Here is an 18252-nt window from a genome sequence, read left to right as displayed (position 1 = left end):
AATAGCGCGGCTTTTTTCATTGTGAGAGCCTGAAAGGCTAGTGACCGAACCTTAGATAAACTACTGAGCGTAGTTCTGCGCGAAGGCGGCAATTACTTGGGTCGCCTGGAAGTCGACCAACTGCAGGCCGCGCTCCTGGATGCTCGCTTTCGCGATGTGCACCGCTCTACGGTGGCGGGGTGATTCATTTTCAGATGGGGCGGATACGGGGATTAGTACGTTTTTCAGTTGGATAATCCCTTCCTTTTCAGCGCGTACGAACTTCATCAGCCACTGATCGCAGTGGTCGAGTATCGCGCTTGGCTCAGGCTGATCGAAAGCCAAGGGCTTGATAGCGGCCACTACCTCATTACGGTGAACCAGCGGCAGGTGTAGTTTGGTCAGATCACCAATCAGGGTGTCATCGCGGAAATTACGGATTGATGCTTCCAAGAACATGGTTCGAATTTCTCGAACCATCATCTCTTCACGACGATCACGTTCAATACCTTGGCGCTCGATATAGCGGCTAAAAAGCGTTGCAAGAGTCGTGTCAAAATTTTCCACCAGGATCGAGCGCATGGGACTGAAGCGAATCAGTGATTCCTTCGGCTCGGTCAGGTAACGAAAATGGTTAACGATCTGCGATTCTTGAGCCTCTGTTGTCATGAGGCGAACGCTATCCAGTTCGTTCTGGGCTATTTCCATAGCTTTGGCGAATAGGTTGTTGCACTCGAAGAAGTGATTGACCCGTTTCAGATTTTTACGGGCGAGTCTGTACTCCATGCGTCCGATCGCTGGTGCCGAAAGAACGATGCCGACGTTGGCAAACTCTTCGGTTTCGGCAAAAGGCGCGAAGCGCACGATGCTGTAAAGGCAGGTATATTTCATTGCAGGACGCTCCAGAACTCGTCCGATTGGCAGTGCATCAGGTTACTTTCGATTTCTTCGAGCAGAATGTCGAGCCCCCGTTTGCCAATGGATTCACGCCATTCATCGGGTATGTCCAAGCATAGGTCATGAAATCGCATGGCAGTGTCGTGCATCCGCTGGCTGTATTCAACTCTGTCGACCATATCCAGTTTCCAGGTTCGATTACTCGGACCAAACACATGGCTTTCCGCGAATTTTTGGGCATCCAGAGGCCATTTGAACGCCTGGTTGTGATCGATCAGCTGAAGCTGATTATCAATTCCACACATCAGTAGGTTGGGGCGACCACCGAATGGTCCTAGCTGACGATCACTGTTACCTACCCAGTAATCAAAGATAAAAACGGCTTTTTGCAGGTTACTCGGAACCTGCTGTGCTTGTGAGTACAACAGGTCGGCAGCGTCCGCTACATAGGCCAGAGCATAGCTGTCTCCTGGACCAAGATCGTTGCGTGCCTCTAAGTTGTAGCGCAGCAGAGCAGGGTCAATGTAGATGTAGCCATGTTCGGGGATCGGTAGGCCGAATTGGGCGGCGAGGCGAGCACAAAGCAGCTCGGCAATACGCTCGCTGGGCGGCAATTCCAACCCTTTGGTCACATAGTGCTTGTCATTGCTGGCACGGCACAGGAAGGGACGCGTAATGCCACCCTCCAGACGCCGGATAATCTCAACCGCTTCTATGTAATTACCCACGGCCATCGCCGGCTTCCTTATAAATCAGCTTTCCAGACGATACTTGTCTGGATCCTGCTGCACCATGCCCTAAGCTGATTCTTTAGAGGTATTGCGTAGATTAGATCTGTATGTGAAGAAAATAATCGACTAGTGAGCGATAGCTCTTGTTTATGAAGGTTATCTTCGTCTCGTCAGTACGGACCGGATCCTTGTAAGCAGCGGCGGCCGTGCCCAACGTCTTTCCTAGTCAGTGAGTGGGATAGACGGGGAACCGTGAAAGGAATCGCCGATGCTCTGGTTTACAAAAAGCCCTGATGCAAAAGTATCGGGACTTTTTGCTTTCTAGAAGGAATCCCAGTCGTAAATAGCGGCCCCGAAAGTCGGCGCGCCTATCATGGGTGACTCATCATTACTCCTCTGATTCCATTTCGGTACGAGGAGGTCTAGGTGTCAGCACTTTCACCACATCATCAATTACCGCTTTGCTCATCGCCGTCAGGTAATGCGCGGCCCAAGCATGGCGGTCGGTGTTCTTTGTGTAGGCTGCATCCTTGGCAAATGCCTTGGCCAGGAATAGCAGATCGGAGGCCTGTGCCAATGCTTCGACGATGGGGACGCCGGGGCGGACGTTGAACAACGCCTGGTCCGAGCAGTATATGAACGGCGTGAAGCCAATGGTTTTTAGTTCTGATTGGTTGTTCATGGTCAACTTCCTTGATTTGAGGAGATGCCACTTTCGTTTCCAAGCGAATGGGTGGCAGCTGTGCGCAGGTTGGAAAACCGGGAATCAAGGAACCGGCACGCCCTAAGACGTCCCGCGCACAGCTGCCATAACTCAGGATTGCAGATAAGCTGATGCAATCGTAATCAGGGGCGCTGTTACGTTTTGATTCGACGGGTTTCCAAGCCCGATCACTGCATTGGCAGTGACGTCCGGAGAGTATCCCGTCGAACAAAAGCGCAACAAGGCAGCAAAGTGCCCAAATGCACCCATCACACGATTCTCAGATGTTGCCTACAACCTTGGCGGGCGTCATCTGATAGCTGCGACATACAACTTAAAGAAAACCAACACGTCGCATACGAAAAAGCCGCGCATTTGCGCGGCTTTTTTGTTTGGTGGGCCCACACGGACTTGAACCGTGGACCAAAGGATTATGAGTCCTCTGCTCTAACCAACTGAGCTATAGGCCCTCAGTAGGTCGCGGATTATAGCGATGGTTTCTCTGCTGTGCTATCCGAAAAATCCGATACGGCTATACGAAGAAACATCGCGGCGAATTCTTCGGCGGGAAGCGGCGGGCTGACGATGTAACCCTGGATCTGCCCGCAGCCTTCGGCGGCGAGGAATTCCTGTTGGGCCAGGGTCTCGACACCCTCGGCGATGACGGTGAATTGCATGCTGCGGCCTAACGCGATGATCGCTCGAACGATGGCCGCATCATGTGGATCGTCAGGCAGGCCGCGGACGAACGACTGATCGATCTTGAGAATATCCAGTGGCAGTCGCTTGAGGTAGCTCAAGGACGAGTAACCAGTACCGAAGTCATCGATAGCCAACTGTACGCCCAGCTGTTTGAGTTGATGCAGCACCGCCAGCGCTTCTTCGGCCTGGCTCATGATGAAGTTTTCGGTAATTTCCAGTTGCAAAAGTCCGGGCTGGAGATGGCTGTCCTTGAGCAGTTGCTCGATCCGTCCCAGCAGGTTTGGCTGGCGCAGTTGGGCGCCAGCGAGGTTGACCGAGAGCGGGCCGAGGCATTCATATACCTGACCCCACTCGTGCATCTGGCGACAGGCCGTTTCAAGTACCCAGTCGCCGATCTGCAGGATCATGCCGTTTTCTTCGGCCAAGGGAATGAAGTGCTCTGGCGGTACTGTACCGAAAGTCGGGTGATACCAACGAATCAGGGCTTCGGCACCGACCAGTCGATGGTCATCAAGGCTGATTTTCGGTTGGTAGTGCAGCGCTAGCTCGTTGCGCTCGATGGCGCGCCGCAATTCTTGTTCCAGCGCCACGCGTTCGCTGGCCTGTGCGGTGAGGTCACGGGTGTAGCGCTCAATCCGGTTGCGGCCCTTGGCCTTGGAGCGGTACATCGCGGCGTCGGCGTTTTTGACCAGTGTGGCGACGTCGCAGCCATCCTTGGGGTAAAGGCTAGTGCCAATACTGGCGCTGATGAAAAACTCGTGATCACCCGCCTGGAACGGCGCGGCGAAACAATTGAGCAGCTTGATCGCGATGTTGTCGGCATCGCTGTTTTGTTGCAGGCCCGGTAGCAGGATGATGAATTCGTCACCGCCCAGGCGCGCAACGGTATCGATATCGCGCAACTGCTCCTTGAGGCGCACGGCAATGCCTTTGAGCAGCAGATCACCGACCGGATGGCCGAGGCTGTCATTGATGTGTTTGAAGCGGTCCAGGTCGAGGAACAGCACGGCACCCTGGCCACCATTTTCCTGTTGGGTGTTAAGGGCGGTCAGCAATCGGCTCTCGAACAGTGTGCGGTTTGGCAGGCCGGTCAGCGGGTCGTGGTGTGCCTGGTAGTCAAGTTTGGCCTGGGCGTGTTTGAGGCTGGAAATGTCCGCGAATACTGCAACGAAGTGGGTGATGAACTTGTCCCGGTTGCGTACCGCGCTGATGGTCAGCCAGCTCGGGTAGAGCTCGCCATTCTTGCGGCGATTGGAAATCTCGCCTTGCCAATGACCTTCGGCCGTCAGTTGGTGCCACATTGCGGCGTAAAACGCGCTGTCGTGAAGGCCCGAAGCGAGCAGGCGAGGGGTGTGGCCCAACGCTTCGCTCTCGCTGTAGCCGGTAATCTCCGTAAACGCGCGGTTGACCGCACTGATGTGCTGTTGTGTGTCAGTGATCAACACGCCCTCGGCCGTACTTTCGAACACGGTGGCGGCCTGTTGTAGCTTCTCCTGCATCAGGTGTCGCTCGGTGATGTCCCGGGCAATGGTCAACATGCAGTCATCATCGCCGATCGGCAATGGTCGGCTCGACACCTCGCACAGACGGATTTGTCCGTCGCTGCGGCGGATGTGGCAACTGAAATCACGGACGAAGCCATCCCTGTGCAACAGATCGAGCATCTGTTTGCGTTCATTGAGGTTGACCCATATGCCCAGGTCCAGGGTGGATCGATCAATGGACATCGCGCTGTTGAAGCCGGTAATGCGGCTGAAACCTTCATTGACCTCCAGTAGCAACCCATCGCTCTGTCGCGACAACAACAAACCGTCAGGGGAGGCGTGGAACGCCTTGGCGAATTTCTCTTCGGAGGTTTGCAGTTGTTGCTGGGTTTCTTTGAGCTGGCTGATATCGCGCACCACCACCACGAGGGCTGGAGTGGTGTCTAGATCGAAAGGCTCGGCGGAAATCAGTCCGGTAAACACTTGGCCGTTGCTGCGACGAAAGGGCATTTCCAGGTTGCGGATGCTGCCGGCCTGCAACCGCTGCAACAGCCCCGGCCCAACGCCGGGAATGCCCCAGATATTCAGGTCAGTCGCGGTTTGGCCGATGACTTCTTCGGACTTGAGGCCGATTTGCTCTTCGAACGTTTTGTTCACTTCCAGCAGGCAACCGTCGGACAGTCGTGCGATCACCAGAATGTCCGGGTTTTGCTGGAAGACCGAGGCGAATTTTTGCTCGGAGAGGCGCAATGCCTCTTCAGTACGCTTGGCGTCGCTGATGTCGATCATCAACCCGCGCAACACCGGCTCATGACCATGTTCTATCAGGCTGACGATGTCGCGCACCCACAGGCAGCGGCCATCGGCGGTGATGACCCGGTAATCGACGCTGTAATCGCGCCCGGCCAGCACTTCGTGATCGCAGTAGGTTTGGGCGCGTGTCAGATCCGCAGGGTGGATGATATTGCGCCAGAACCCCGGAATCAGCCAATGGGACAGGGGGTACCCCAACAGGTCTTCGGCGTGCGGCGACACGTAGCTGTAGGTGTTATCGCTCATCCGTGCTTCCCAGGCGATGGCTGACAGACTCTCGACCAGCCCGCGATAGTGGTACTCGCTGCTGCGAAGCTCCTGTTCGAGATCGACCCTGCGCGCAATTTCAGAACTCAGCCTGCGATTGATCCGGATCACCACGGCCAGCATGATCATCAGAAACAGCAATCCTGGCAGGCCGTAAATCAGCACATCCGACCAGAAATTTCGCTGATCCAGGACATTGCCCACCCAGCGCTGCTGAATTGCGCTGATTTCACTCGGGCTCATGTCCGCCAGTGCTTTGTCCAGGATGCCGAGTAACACCTTGTTGTTGGGGGGCACGGCCATTGCCAGTTGAAAGCGATAGGGGGTTTCGCCACTGATATACAGCCCTGCGAGCTTGAGCTGGCGAAGGCTCCAGACGCTTGAGGCGAGGTCGCCCACTACGGCGTCCACTTCGTCGTTGGCCAGTGCTTGCAAGGCCGAACTCACATTGGGCATTGGCACCAGACTCAGATCCGGGTGGTGGGTACGCAGCAGTTCATGGGGCGCATAGTTTTTCACCACGGCGATTTTCAGACCGTACAGATCTTCGAGTTTGTGTGGTTGGGCACCTCCGACGTGGGCCAGGATGACAATCGGAAAGTCGAGATAGGGGCGGCTAAACGACAAGAACGCCTGGCGCTCCGGGGTCGACATGATGCCGGGTATAACGTCCAGTTTGCCTTGCTTGGCCTGTTCCAGCAGAGCGGTCCAGCTGCCCGGTTCGATGGGCGTTAACGTGATGCCCAGCCGGTGACGGATCGCATTGACGTAGTCTTCCACCAAGCCCTGATACCGGCCTTGCTCGTCGCGGAACTCAAATGGTGGCCAGGCGGCATCGACACTCAGGTGTAAATCCGGGTGTGCGGCCAGCCAGCTACGTTCGTCGTCGGTCAGAGTCAGCGCGCCAGCCATTGCGGTCCAGGTTATCAGCGACAGCAAAAAAAGCACGGTCGGCAGTCTGGGCATAACGGTCTCGTTATGGCTCGGAGGAATGTTTCGAGTGTAGACGGGCTGGACGGCAGGAGGGGTATGCGGGGGATTTAATCTGCATAAAGCAAAACCCCCGGCCTGGGCCGGGGGTTCTGTTGTTACTCGTCGAGGAAGGAGCGTAGATGCTCGCTTCTCGTCGGGTGGCGCAGCTTGCGCAGTGCCTTGGCTTCGATCTGACGAATCCGTTCACGGGTCACGTCGAACTGCTTACCAACCTCCTCAAGGGTGTGGTCGGTATTCATGTCGATACCGAAGCGCATGCGCAGAACCTTGGCTTCACGGGCAGTGAGGCCGGACAGTACTTCGCGAGTCGCTTCTTTAAGGCTCTCAACAGTGGCGACATCGATCGGCGACTGCATGGTCGAGTCTTCGATGAAGTCACCCAGATGGGAGTCTTCGTCATCACCGATCGGGGTTTCCATGGAGATCGGCTCTTTAGCGATCTTCAATACCTTACGGATCTTGTCCTCAGGCATTTCCATGCGTTCGCCCAGCTCTTCCGGGGTCGGTTCGCGACCCATTTCCTGCAACATCTGCCGGGAAATACGGTTGAGCTTGTTGATCGTCTCGATCATGTGCACCGGAATACGGATGGTGCGGGCCTGGTCGGCGATCGAGCGAGTGATCGCCTGACGGATCCACCAGGTGGCATAAGTCGAGAATTTGTAGCCGCGGCGGTATTCGAACTTGTCTACCGCTTTCATCAAGCCAATGTTGCCTTCCTGGATCAGATCGAGGAATTGCAGGCCACGGTTGGTGTACTTCTTGGCGATGGAGATCACCAGACGCAAGTTCGCTTCGACCATCTCTTTCTTCGCGCGGCGGGCCTTGGCCTCACCGATCGACATGCGACGGTTGATGTCCTTGATCTCGGCGATCGTCAAACCGGTTTCGGTTTGCAGTGCGGTCAGCTTCTGCTGGCAACGAATGATGTCCGGTTGCAAGCGACCAATGGCTTCAGCGTATTTGCTTTTGCCTTTGGCCAGTGCTTCGGTCCAGCTTTCGTCAACTTCGTTGCCCGGGAACTGGCGCAGGAAGTCGGCACGCGGCATGCGGGCATCACGAACGCAAAGTTGCATGATCGCGCGCTCTTGCTGACGCAGACGATCCAGGGCACTGCGAACACGCTCGACCAGGCCTTCGAATTGCTTCGGAACCAGTTTGATCGGCATGAACAGCTCGGCCAGGGCCAACAGCTCGGCGATTGCCAGCTTGTTGCCACGACCGTGCTTTTTCAGCGCCTTGCGGGTGATTTCCATCTGATCGGAGACAGCGCCAAAACGCTGTGCTGCGATGATCGGATCCGGGCCGCTTTCGGCTTCTTCTTCGTCATCCGTTGCTTCGGCGTCATCGTCGTCGGTGTCGTCGGCAGCTGGAGCGGCTTTCGGATCGATCGGCGGTGGCACTTCTGCAGCAGGCGGCGCAATGCCGTCATCCGGGTCGATATAACCGCTCAGGACGTCGGACAGGCGGCCACCTTCGGTGGTGACGCGAGTGTACTCGGAGAGAATATGATCAACCGTGCCAGGGAAGTGCGCAATTGCGCCCATCACTTCGCGGATACCCTCTTCAATACGTTTGGCGATTTCGATTTCGCCTTCACGTGTGAGGAGCTCTACCGTACCCATTTCACGCATGTACATGCGCACTGGGTCGGTGGTGCGACCAATGTCGGTTTCGACCGCTGCCAACGCTGCAGCTGCCTCTTCGGCCGCGGCTTCGTCGGTATCGGCGTCGGCCAGCATAAGGGAATCCTTATCTGGCGCAACCTCGAATACGTTGATCCCCATGTCATTGATCATGCGGATGATGTCTTCCACCTGTTCCGGATCTGAAATATCCTCCGGCAGGTGGTCGTTGACCTCCGCGTAAGTCAGGTAGCCCTGCTCACGACCAAGTGTGATCAACTCTTTGATACGAGACTGCTGTTGCGCTTTTCCGGACATAACACCCTATCCACTGAAGGTCTTGGCGGGCAAAAAACAAGCCGAGGATTATACCTGAGCTATGACCTCACGCGCCAGTTGAGGTCGGGTTTGATACAGCCATATTGCGTTTTAATAGGTCGCGCATCTGATTTGCGATCTGATTTGCTTCCTCCGGGGTCAATCCCGGCTGCCTGGCTTTCCTGATAAGCACTTCCAGGCTATCTGTGTGTTGAGCGGCCGATAACCTAGTAATGGTGTCTAAAAACTGTTGTTCAAGGTTATCGCCTGCAATCAGCCATTCCTTTTCTGCCAATGCTTTGAGCAATCGTCCCTGTTCGGTCCCGTGCCAGCGAGCCATTAGCTGAATTGAGTTTAGCTTAGGATTTTTTTGCACCGCCTCGATCAGGGCCACGAGCAGTTGTGCGTAGGTATTGCTCTCGTTGGCAAAGTGGTTGGCAGTTTCTACCCGGCCAGCCAGATCCGGATGATGAATGAGGGTGCGCAGTGCGATCAGCGTCGGAGCCTCTACGGCAATCGGTGTGCGCGGGGAACTCGGTTGATCGCGATCGCCGCGCTTGCCATTCTTGTCCCACGGCTTCTTGTCCCACTTCTTGCCGCCAGCGCCGGGTTTCTTCGGCGTCCATTCCTGCTGCGGCACATACATCTCTTGTGACTGCGGCTGATGGTAGTCGCTGTAATCGGGCATGGCGTCGTAATCGATGCCCGGATCGTAAGCCGGTGGCGCGTCCTGAGGAGCGCTTTGCACCAGTTGGCTGACTGCTTCACCGCTAAGGCCGGTGATTTCAGTCAGGCGCTGACGCATCAGGATGCGCAGGTTTGCACCCGGAACTTTGTCGATCAGTGGTGCGGCGAGGGTGGCCATGTGGGCCTTGCCTTCGAGCGAGCGAGGATCCGACTCTTCGGTCAACTGCTGGAAAAAATAATCCGCCAATGGTTGGGCGTGCTGGTTGATCCGCGCCCGGAAAGCATCGGTGCCTTCGGAGCGCACCAGCGTATCCGGGTCTTCGCCTTCGGGAAGGAACAGAAAGCGCGCACGCCGGCCGTCTTGCAGGCAGGGTAGCGTCGCCTCCAGTGCTCGCCAGGCAGCGTTGCGGCCAGCCTGGTCGCCGTCGAAACAGAACAGCACGTTGGGTACGACGCGAAACAGTCGTTTCAAGTGCTCTTCGCTGGTAGCTGTGCCCAAGGTCGCCACGGCATTGCGCAGGCCTTGCTGGGCCAGAGCGATGACGTCCATATAGCCTTCGACGACGATGATTTCGTCGAGGTTGCGGTTGTTTTTGCGTGCTTCATAAAGGCCGTAGAGCTCCTGGCCTTTATGGAATACCGGGGTTTCCGGTGAGTTCAGGTATTTAGGCTTGTCGTCGCCCAGTACCCGCCCGCCGAAGGCGATGATGCGCCCACGACTATCGCGAATCGGGAACATCACGCGATCGCGGAAGCGATCATAGCGTTTGCCGGTTTCGGCGTTCTCGATCAGCAGGCCGGCATCGACCATGGCTTTTTGTTGCAGGGTGTCGCTGCTCAAGTGTTTGAACAGATTGTCCCAGCCCGGCGGAGCAAAGCCGAGGCCGAAGTCGCGGGCAATCTCGCCGGTCAGTCCGCGACCTTTCAAGTAATCCACCGCCGCTTTGCGCGATGGATGGCTTTTAAGTGCCTGGCGGTAAAAATCGGCGGCGGCGGTGAGCAGCGGATACAGCGGCGAATCGGTCGGTTGCCGCGGCTTGTGCGGCCGGCCGCTTTCTTCGCGGGGGATTTCCATGCCGGCGGCTTTGGCCAGTTCTTCGACAGCCTGGACGAAATCCAGGTTGTCGTGGTCCATCATGAAGCCGAGGGCGTTACCGCCAGCACCGCAACCGAAGCAGTAATAGAACTGTTTGTCGGGGCTGACGCTGAAAGACGGGGTTTTTTCTTTGTGGAACGGGCAGCAAGCGGTGTAGTTCTTGCCAGCCTTTTTCATTTGCAGGCGCGAGCTGACCACATCGACGATGTCGGTGCGGTTCAGAAGGTCGTCAATGAAGCTCTGGGGAATTAGCCCGGCCATGGCGTTCTCGTCATCTGCGCTGAAAGGGTCCAAAACGAAGAACGGCCGAACGCGGGTCGTTGTTGGAGGCGCGCAAAATGTGCGGCTCGACCGGTGTCGTCTGCGTAATCGCTGTCGGGAAGTGTATCTGCCGAAAATCCACTGACGTTAATACCAATCAGTTATCGACTGTTTGAAAGTGTTGCGCTGAATCCGCTATGGCCAGTCGATGGCCTCGGATAGCTCAATAAGCGGGCACACAAGCAGGTGCCTTGGGCTGATCGTCGTTAGAGGAGTCAGTGGGTGTGCTCGTCAGTAGCCTTGGAAGGCTCGTCAGAAAAGACGTGCACCGCTGGCAAAAGAGCCAGGTCTGACGCTGTAAAGCAGATTTGTCTCGGTCGCGTCTGCGGCGTCGACAGTGAAGCATCAAGCGTTTTACGCAAATGCCATTAGCCCGGCTGAGGGCCGGGCTTGGCAGAAGCTTGCTACGATCGTCTGTGTATTAGTACAGACGAACGGCGCGGCGCTGTTCGCGCTGAACTTTCTTCGCGTGACGCTTAACAGCGGCTGCTGCCTTGCGCTTACGCTCAGAAGTTGGCTTCTCGTAAAATTCGCGGCTACGAACTTCAGCCAGTACACCGGCTTTTTCGCAGGAGCGCTTGAAACGACGCAGAGCTACGTCGAAGGGTTCGTTCTCTTTTACTTTGACGGCTGGCATCCAGAGCTACCTTCATTCATTACCGGGGTCAACATCCTCGCGGCAAAAGAGCACTTGAAGACGTCGGTTTTTAAGGGTTGCGGATGTTAACCCCTCATCGCTCGGAATGCAAAGCCTCTGATCGAAAACCGCTGGTCGGGGCATCTCGCGGCGACTATTATGCGCGCCTTCGAATTCAGCCTAAACAAGGCGCAAACCCATGCTAGTACTGGGATTAGAAACCTCCTGCGACGAAACCGGTGTCGCATTATATGACAGTGAACGCGGGTTGTTGGCCGACGCACTGTTCAGTCAGATCGACCTGCACCGTGCCTATGGTGGCGTGGTGCCGGAGCTGGCCTCGCGGGACCACGTCAAACGCATGCTGCCCTTGATTCGTCAGGTGTTGGCCGAAGCTGACTGTGTGCCGACCGAAATCGACGCCATCGCCTATACCGCGGGTCCTGGCCTGGTCGGTGCATTGCTTGTGGGCGCTTCATGCGCCCAGGCGCTGGCCTTTGCCTGGGGTATTCCCGCCTTGGGCGTACACCACATGGAAGGTCACTTGTTGGCACCCATGCTGGAGGCGCAACCGCCAGAATTTCCGTTCGTCGCTTTGTTGGTGTCCGGTGGTCACACGCAGCTGGTTCAGGTCGACGGGATCGGTCAGTACACGTTGTTGGGTGAGACTCTGGACGACGCTGCCGGTGAGGCTTTCGACAAGACCGCGAAAATGATGGGGCTCAATTATCCGGGCGGTCCGGAAATCGCGCGCCTGGCCGAGCAGGGCGTTGCGGGACGATTCACTTTCCCGCGTCCGATGTGCGACCGCCCGGGGTTGGCATTCAGCTTCAGTGGCTTGAAAACCTTCGCCTTGAACACCTGGCAGCAGAGCGTCAGCGCCGGGGACGACAGCGAGCAAGCCCGTTGCGACATCTCTCTGGCGTTCCAGCAGGCCGTGGTGGAGACTTTGACCATCAAGTGCAAGCGAGCCCTCAAGCAAGCGGGCATGAAGCGCCTGGTGATTGCTGGGGGCGTCAGCGCCAACAAGGCATTGCGCACCTCGCTGGAGAGAATGCTCGGTGACTTGAAGGGTGATGTGTTCTACGCCCGTCCGGAGTTCTGCACCGACAATGGCGCGATGATTGCGTTTGCCGGTTGTCAGCGCTTGCAGGCCGGCCAGCATGAAAGCCTGGCGATCAGCGTGCAGGCACGTTGGCCGATGGAGCAATTGTCGGCGCTGTAATGAGCGGCGCTCACGCCCGGCATTTAAAAATGCCGTTCGCGCCCGGCAAACAGGTCGCGTAGATTGCCGCGATGACGCCAGACAATCAGTCCCGTGAGCACGCTCATGGGCAGCAAGGCCGCCGGTTCCTGCCAGGCAAGCAATGGCAGGGTCAGTGGTGTGGCGATCAGTGCGGCAAGCGAGCTGGTGCGGGTCAGGTAGAACGTCAGCAGCCAGGCACAGACCGCCAGTAGTGCGGCGGGCGGGTAAAGCCCCAGCAGCATGCCCAAAGCTGTGGCGACACCTTTGCCGCCACGAAATCGGAAGTACACTGGAAACAGATGGCCGATCACCGCGCAGATGCCGATCCAGGCCTGATCTTGCAGCGAAAGACCCGCAAGGCTGGCGATCAGCACGGGCAAAAGGCCTTTGCAGAGGTCGCCGAGCAAAGTCAGGATGGCGAGTTTCTTGCCGGCCAGGCGCAGCATGTTGGTGGCACCGGCATTACCCGAGCCACTCATTCGCGGATCGGGATTCCCGGTCAGGCGGCTGAGCAAAATGGCGAAGGACAGAGAGCCAAGCAGGTAGGCGAGGATCGCCAATAACCAAAACATGCTAACTATTCCGGGCGAGGACGCCTTGATTCTAACGGCGCATTGCGCCCTTGTCGTGCAGTGGAGAAGAGTGCTTGGACAGAGTGTTTATCGAGGGGCTGGAAGTCGACACCGTAATTGGTGCCTACGACTGGGAGCGAGGCATCCGGCAATGCCTGCGTCTTGACCTGAGCTTCGCCTGGGACAATCGCCCGGCGGCAGCCGGTGATGACCTGACCCTGGCGCTCGATTACGCCAGTGTGTCATCGCGAATCCAGGCGTTTGCCGAGCAGACGCAGTATCAACTGGTCGAAACCTTCGCCGAGCGTCTGGCTGAAGTCCTGATGAGCGAATTCAAGATCACCTGGATGCGCCTCAAGCTGACCAAGCCAGGTGCCATTCCAGCTGCCAGGGGCGGTGTGGGCGTGGAGATCGAGCGCGGATGTCGCTGACTCAGGTGTACCTTGGGCTCGGTAGCAATATCGAGCGTGAAACCCATTTGCAGGCGGGGCTGGAGGCCTTGGCGGCGTTTTTGGTGGACATCCACTGTTCGGCCGTGTTTGAAAGCCAGCCAGTGGGCATCAAGAGCGGGCCGTTCTTCAATTTCGTGGTGTCGGCATACACCGATCTGCCGCTGATGGAGTTGGATCGTCGATTGAAATTCATCGAAGCGGACAATGGTCGTTATGCGCCGGACCGCAAGGGTTTGCCGCTGGATATCGACGTGCTGTTGTTTGGTGATCTGGTGGGCAATTTCGATGGATTGATCCTGCCGCGGGCAGAGATTCTGAAGAATGCTTTCGTGTTATGGCCGTTATCGCTGATTGCGCCGGATCGTATGCATCCGGGCGAGGGTAAGAGCTTTGCGACCTTGTGGGGCGAAGCGCAGATTGATCAAGTGTTGGCGCCGGTGGCTTTTGAGTGGCGTGGGGAGCAGCTGACCCCTTCTAATTTGTTGTGATCTGACTGACGTCATCGCGGGCAAGCCCGCTCCCACAAGGGTTGCATCGTACCTGTGGGAGCGGGCTTGCCCGCGATAGCGTTCAAACAGACGCCGCTTCCTTGTAAGCCTTCAGCGCCTTGAGTCGTTCGCGCTTGATCGCCTCACCCAGTTCGGGCCCCTTGAATCCCTTCTCCAGCAACGGCTGAACCGCCACGCTTCGTGCTGCCGTCGCCGCCCCGCGCAAATAATCCGCCTGTGGATAATTTCTCTGTTCCAACCCTTTACGCCCGCGAGCATCCATTTCGCACGCGGCAATAAACTCCTCAAAGCGCTGCGGACGGCGGTATACGTCGAAGCTTTGCAGCAGTTCCAGCAACGTCGAAGGCTTCAGTTCCAGCGCGCGATGACCATGGGTGTGATATTCACCGACCAGCAACGCCAGTTCCTGGCAATCCTTCGGCGCCTTGAAGCGTTCGTTGACCGCTTTTATCAGCTTCAAGCCCTTGTGCTCGTGAGCAATGTGTCGGGGCCAATCTTCCTCGGGTGTCAGTCCTTTTCCCAAGTCGTGTAGCAGACACGCCCAGCGCACAGTCAGTGGTTGTTTGTGTAGTGCCGATTGCTCCAGCACGCTCAAGGTGTGCAGGCCGGTGTCGATTTCCGGGTGGTGAGCTTCCGGCTGTGGAACGCCAAACAGTGCGTCGACTTCAGGCATCAGCACTTTGAGTGCATCGCACGCGCGCAGCACTTCAATGAATACTTGCGGCTGATCTTCCATCAACGCACGGGAGATTTCTTTCCAGCTGCGTTCTGCGGTCAAGGCCTGCAGTTCGCCGGATTCACTGAGCTGACGCATCAACGCCATGGTCTCTGGTGCGACGGTAAAACCCAAAGCTGCATAGCGCGCAGCAAAGCGGGCAACGCGCAGGACGCGGAGCGGATCTTCGGCGAACGCGGGGGAAACATGACGTAGCAGGCGAGCTTCAAGATCGCGCCGGCCATGGTAAGGATCGGTCAGGTTCTGCTGATCATCTTCGGCCATGGCATTGATGGTCAGGTCGCGGCGGATCAAGTCTTCTTCGAGGGTGACCTCGGGACTGGCGTGAAAGGTAAAGCCGCCATAGCCGCGTCCGCTTTTGCGTTCTGTGCGGGCAAGGGCGTATTCCTCACCGCTTTTTGGATGAAGGAATACCGGGAAGTCCGCGCCCACCGGGCGAAACCCTTTGGCGAGCATTTCTTCGCTCGTGGCCCCCACCACCACCCAGTCGATATCGGTGACAGGTTTGCCCAGCAGGCGATCACGTACGGCACCGCCGACTTTATAAATCTGCATAAAAAACCTCCGTTAGCTCGACAGAATAACCGTTGCGCCGAACTTTCGGAGGTTCAAACCCGCTCAAAGATGAATGACGGCCAAGTCCAGCCGCCCGTAATCTCCTTCGCTGTGCTCACTTCTGGGGGGGACGTGATGGGTTTTCATCACCTGATCCCCTTGCAAGGTTTCCAGGTGGATATCAAAACCCCACAGGCGGTGCAGGTGCTTGAGCACTTCCTCGGTGGACTCTCCCAGCGGCTTGCGATCATGTTGCTGGTGCCGCAGGGTCAGGGATCGGTCGCCACGCCGGTCAATGCTGTAAATCTGCACGTTAGGCTCGCGATTCCCCAGGTTGTATTGCGCCGCGAGGGTTTCACGGATGATGCGATAACCCTCTTCATCGTGGATCGCTGGCACCAGCAGGTCGTCCTTCTGGTCGTCATCGAGAATGCTGAACAACTTCAGGTCGCGGATCACTTTCGGTGACAGGTACTGCAGGATGAAGCTCTCGTCCTTGAAGCTGCTCATGGCGAACTTGATAGCCGACAGCCAGTCGGTGCCGGCGATTTCCGGGAACCAGTGGCGATCTTCCTCGGTGGGTTCTTCGCACATGCGCCGGATGTCCCGGTACATGGCAAACCCGAGGGTGTAAGGGTTGATTCCGCTGTAGTAAGGGCTATCAAAGCCTGGCTGAAAGACCACGCTGGTGTGGGACGTCAGGAACTCCATCATGAACCCGTCGGTAACCAGGCCTTCGTCGTACAGGTCGTTCATCAGCGTGTAATGCCAGAACGTAGCCCAGCCTTCGTTCATCACCTGGGTCTGGCGTTGAGGATAAAAGTATTGAGCAATCTTGCGCACGATCCGCACGATTTCCCGCTGCCAAGGCTCCAGTAGTGGCGCGTGTTTTTCGATGAAGTACAGGATGTTTTCCTGAGGTTCGGCGGGGAAGCGCGCGTTGTCCTTGTCGCTGTACTTGTCCGCACCTTTCGGAATGGTCCGCCATAGATCGTTGATCTGTTTCTGCAAATGCTCTTCCCGATCCTTTTGCCGGCGACGTTCTTCTTCGGCGGAAATCGGATACGGGCGTTTGTAGCGATCGACCCCATAGTTCATCAGGGCGTGGCAAGAGTCCAGCAGGTCCTCGACCGCGTCGATACCGTGGCGCTCTTCGCACTGCATGATGTATTGCTTGGCGAAGACCAGGTAATCGATGATCGAACTGGCGTCGGTCCAGGTGCGGAACAGGTAATTGCCTTTGAAGAAACTGTTGTGCCCATAGCAGGCATGCGCCACGACCAGCGCCTGCATGCAGATGGTGTTTTCTTCCATCAGGTAAGCGATGCATGGGTCTGAGTTGATCACGATCTCGTAGGCCAGCCCCATCTGCCCGCGACTGTAAGATTTTTCAGTGCTGAGGAAGTGTTTGCCGTAGGACCAATGGTGATAACCCAGCGGCATGCCGACGGAAGCGTAGGCGTCCATCATCTGTTCGGCGGTAATCACTTCGATCTGGTTGGGGTACGTATCGAGTGCGTAGCGAGCCGCCAGACGACTGATCTCTTTGTCGTAGGCCTGGATCAGCTCGAACGTCCATTCGGAGCCGGTGGAAATGGGTTGGCGCTTCTGCTCTTTGGCGGTCATGTCACTAACCTGCGCTGGAATAGTTCACGGAAGACCGGGTAGATATCCCCGGCCGAGACCAGTTGCTGCTGGGCAAAAGTGTCAGAGAAGGCTTCGGCGATGCGTTCGTACTCGAACCACAGGGCCTGATGTTCGCGCGGGGTGATCTCAACGTAAGTGTAGTACTGCACGAACGGCATGATCTGATTGATCAGAATGTCGCGGCAGATCGGCGAGTCGTCGTTCCAGTTATCGCCGTCGGACGCCTGGGCGGCATAGATGTTCCACTCGTTGCTCGGATAGCGCTCGGCCATGATCTCCTGCATCAGTTTCAAGGCGCTGGACACGATGGTGCCGCCGGTTTCGCGTGAGTAGAAGAACTCTTCTTCATCCACTTCCCGGGCACTGGTGTGGTGACGAATGAACACGACGTCGATCTTGTCGTAGTTACGCTTGAGAAACAGGTAAAGCAGGATGAAGAAGCGCTTGGCGATGTCCTTGGTCGCCTGCGTCATGGAGCCGGATACGTCCATCAGGCAGAACATAACCGCCTTGGAGCTGGGGTTGGGTTGCTTGATGAGCAGGTTGTATTTGAGGTCGAACGTGTCCAGGAATGGCACGCGATGAATCCGCGCACTGAGTTTTTCGATTTCTGCTTCGATTTTCTGGATATCGCCGAAATTGTCTGGTTCTTCCTGCTTGAGTCGCAGCAGTTCCTCTTTGGCTTCGCGCAGTTTTGCACGGCTGCTGCCGGACAGGGCAATGCGCCGCGCATGGGCCGAGCGCAAGGTCCGAATGATGTTGATCCGCGATGGGTTGCCTTCGTTGCTGATCCCTGCACGCACTGTTTTGAAGGTGTCGGTGCCAGTCAGGTTGCGTTTGACCAGGTTCGGCAGTTCGAGATCTTCGAACATGAACTCGAGAAATTCCTCCTGAGTGATCTGGAAGACGAATTCGTCCATTCCCTCGCCCGAGTTGCCCGCCTTGCCGGGGCCTCTGCCGCCGCCACCGCCAGGTGGACGGGCAATGTGCTCGCCGCTGGTGAATTCCTTGTTGCCCGGGTGCACGACGGTCTGTTTGCCACCGCGACCGTGATGAAGCACCGGCTCGTCGATGTCGCGGCCGGGAATGCTGATCTGTTCGCCGTGTTCCATATCGGTGATGGAACGCCGGCTGACCGCCTCTTCGACAGCCTTTTTGATGTGATCACGGTAACGTCGCAGAAACCGCTGACGGTTCACCGTGCTCTTGTTCTTGCCATTGAGACGTCGGTCGATCACATAGCTCATAGGCCCCTCCGGGGAGCTTCAAGTCGTAAGCTTCA

General features: G+C 56.9%; 14 protein-coding genes and 1 tRNA gene. 3 read left to right on the top strand and 12 right to left on the bottom strand.

Annotated elements, in window-relative coordinates; genetic code table 11:
- Positions 1-60: 60 nt before the first annotated feature.
- The 8 genes from PMI22_RS06945 to rpsU all read right to left on the bottom strand — a co-directional run bounded on the left by PMI22_RS06945 (position 61) and on the right by rpsU (position 11253).
- The gene (locus PMI22_RS06945) at positions 61-870 is read right to left on the bottom strand and encodes a DUF3037 domain-containing protein (protein ID WP_007947811.1); all 810 of its coding nucleotides are present in this window, start codon (positions 868-870) and stop codon (positions 61-63) included.
- The gene (locus PMI22_RS06950) at positions 867-1610 is read right to left on the bottom strand and encodes a HipA family kinase (RefSeq protein WP_007947810.1); all 744 of its coding nucleotides are present in this window, start codon (positions 1608-1610) and stop codon (positions 867-869) included. The genes PMI22_RS06945 and PMI22_RS06950 overlap by 4 nt, the downstream gene beginning before the upstream one ends.
- A gap of 385 nt (positions 1611-1995) precedes the next feature.
- Positions 1996-2289 carry a DUF3077 domain-containing protein gene (locus tag PMI22_RS06955; protein WP_007947809.1) on the bottom strand — a complete coding sequence of 98 codons (294 nt, stop codon included), beginning with the start codon at positions 2287-2289 and terminating at the stop codon, positions 1996-1998.
- Positions 2290-2703: 414 nt separating this feature from the next.
- A tRNA-Ile gene (locus PMI22_RS06960) sits at positions 2704-2780 on the bottom strand.
- A gap of 15 nt (positions 2781-2795) precedes the next feature.
- Positions 2796-6542: a bifunctional diguanylate cyclase/phosphodiesterase gene (locus tag PMI22_RS06965; RefSeq protein ID WP_007947807.1), complete on the bottom strand. Its 3747-nt coding sequence runs from the start codon at positions 6540-6542 to the stop codon at positions 2796-2798.
- A 122-nt stretch (positions 6543-6664) separates the two neighbouring features.
- Complete coding sequence (rpoD, locus tag PMI22_RS06970) at positions 6665-8512, bottom strand: RNA polymerase sigma factor RpoD (protein ID WP_007947806.1); 1848 nt, start codon at positions 8510-8512, stop codon at positions 6665-6667.
- Between the two features lie 67 nt (positions 8513-8579).
- On the bottom strand, positions 8580-10556 hold the full coding sequence (dnaG, locus tag PMI22_RS06975; protein ID WP_007947805.1) for a DNA primase: 1977 nt from the start codon (positions 10554-10556) through the stop codon (positions 8580-8582).
- Between the two features lie 481 nt (positions 10557-11037).
- Positions 11038-11253 carry a 30S ribosomal protein S21 gene (gene rpsU / locus PMI22_RS30795; RefSeq protein ID WP_002551877.1) on the bottom strand — a complete coding sequence of 72 codons (216 nt, stop codon included), beginning with the start codon at positions 11251-11253 and terminating at the stop codon, positions 11038-11040.
- A 199-nt stretch (positions 11254-11452) separates the two neighbouring features.
- Between rpsU and tsaD the strand changes: the two genes are divergently transcribed.
- Complete coding sequence (gene tsaD, locus PMI22_RS06980) at positions 11453-12478, top strand: tRNA (adenosine(37)-N6)-threonylcarbamoyltransferase complex transferase subunit TsaD (protein WP_007947804.1); 1026 nt, start codon at positions 11453-11455, stop codon at positions 12476-12478.
- A 23-nt stretch (positions 12479-12501) separates the two neighbouring features.
- Here the strand turns inward: tsaD and plsY are convergent, their stop codons facing one another.
- A complete protein-coding gene (plsY, locus tag PMI22_RS06985) occupies positions 12502-13071 on the bottom strand; it encodes a glycerol-3-phosphate 1-O-acyltransferase PlsY (RefSeq protein WP_007947803.1) in 570 nt (189 codons plus the stop codon).
- 74 nt (positions 13072-13145) lie between these two features.
- Between plsY and folB the strand changes: the two genes are divergently transcribed.
- Positions 13146-13502 carry a dihydroneopterin aldolase gene (gene folB / locus PMI22_RS06990; RefSeq protein WP_007947802.1) on the top strand — a complete coding sequence of 119 codons (357 nt, stop codon included), beginning with the start codon at positions 13146-13148 and terminating at the stop codon, positions 13500-13502.
- Complete coding sequence (gene folK, locus PMI22_RS06995) at positions 13493-14011, top strand: 2-amino-4-hydroxy-6-hydroxymethyldihydropteridine diphosphokinase (RefSeq protein ID WP_007947801.1); 519 nt, start codon at positions 13493-13495, stop codon at positions 14009-14011. Before folB ends, folK begins: the two co-directional genes overlap by 10 nt.
- An 82-nt stretch (positions 14012-14093) precedes the next feature.
- Here the strand turns inward: folK and PMI22_RS07000 are convergent, their stop codons facing one another.
- The 3 genes from PMI22_RS07000 to PMI22_RS07010 form a co-directional block, all read right to left on the bottom strand.
- Complete coding sequence (locus PMI22_RS07000) at positions 14094-15323, bottom strand: multifunctional CCA addition/repair protein (protein ID WP_007947800.1); 1230 nt, start codon at positions 15321-15323, stop codon at positions 14094-14096.
- Positions 15324-15386: 63 nt separating this feature from the next.
- Positions 15387-16949, bottom strand: coding sequence for a SpoVR family protein (locus tag PMI22_RS07005; protein ID WP_007947799.1), 1563 nt, complete (start codon positions 16947-16949; stop codon positions 15387-15389).
- Positions 16946-18217 carry a YeaH/YhbH family protein gene (locus tag PMI22_RS07010; RefSeq protein ID WP_007947798.1) on the bottom strand — a complete coding sequence of 424 codons (1272 nt, stop codon included), beginning with the start codon at positions 18215-18217 and terminating at the stop codon, positions 16946-16948. Before PMI22_RS07010 ends, PMI22_RS07005 begins: the two co-directional genes overlap by 4 nt.
- Between the last annotated feature and the right edge of the window lie 35 nt (positions 18218-18252).

This window comes from Pseudomonas sp. GM21, assembly GCF_000282215.1.
Classification (GTDB): Bacteria; Pseudomonadota; Gammaproteobacteria; order Pseudomonadales; family Pseudomonadaceae; genus Aquipseudomonas.
The sequence above is the reverse complement of the archived record's forward strand: the minus strand, read 5'-3'. Positions and strand labels throughout refer to the sequence as shown.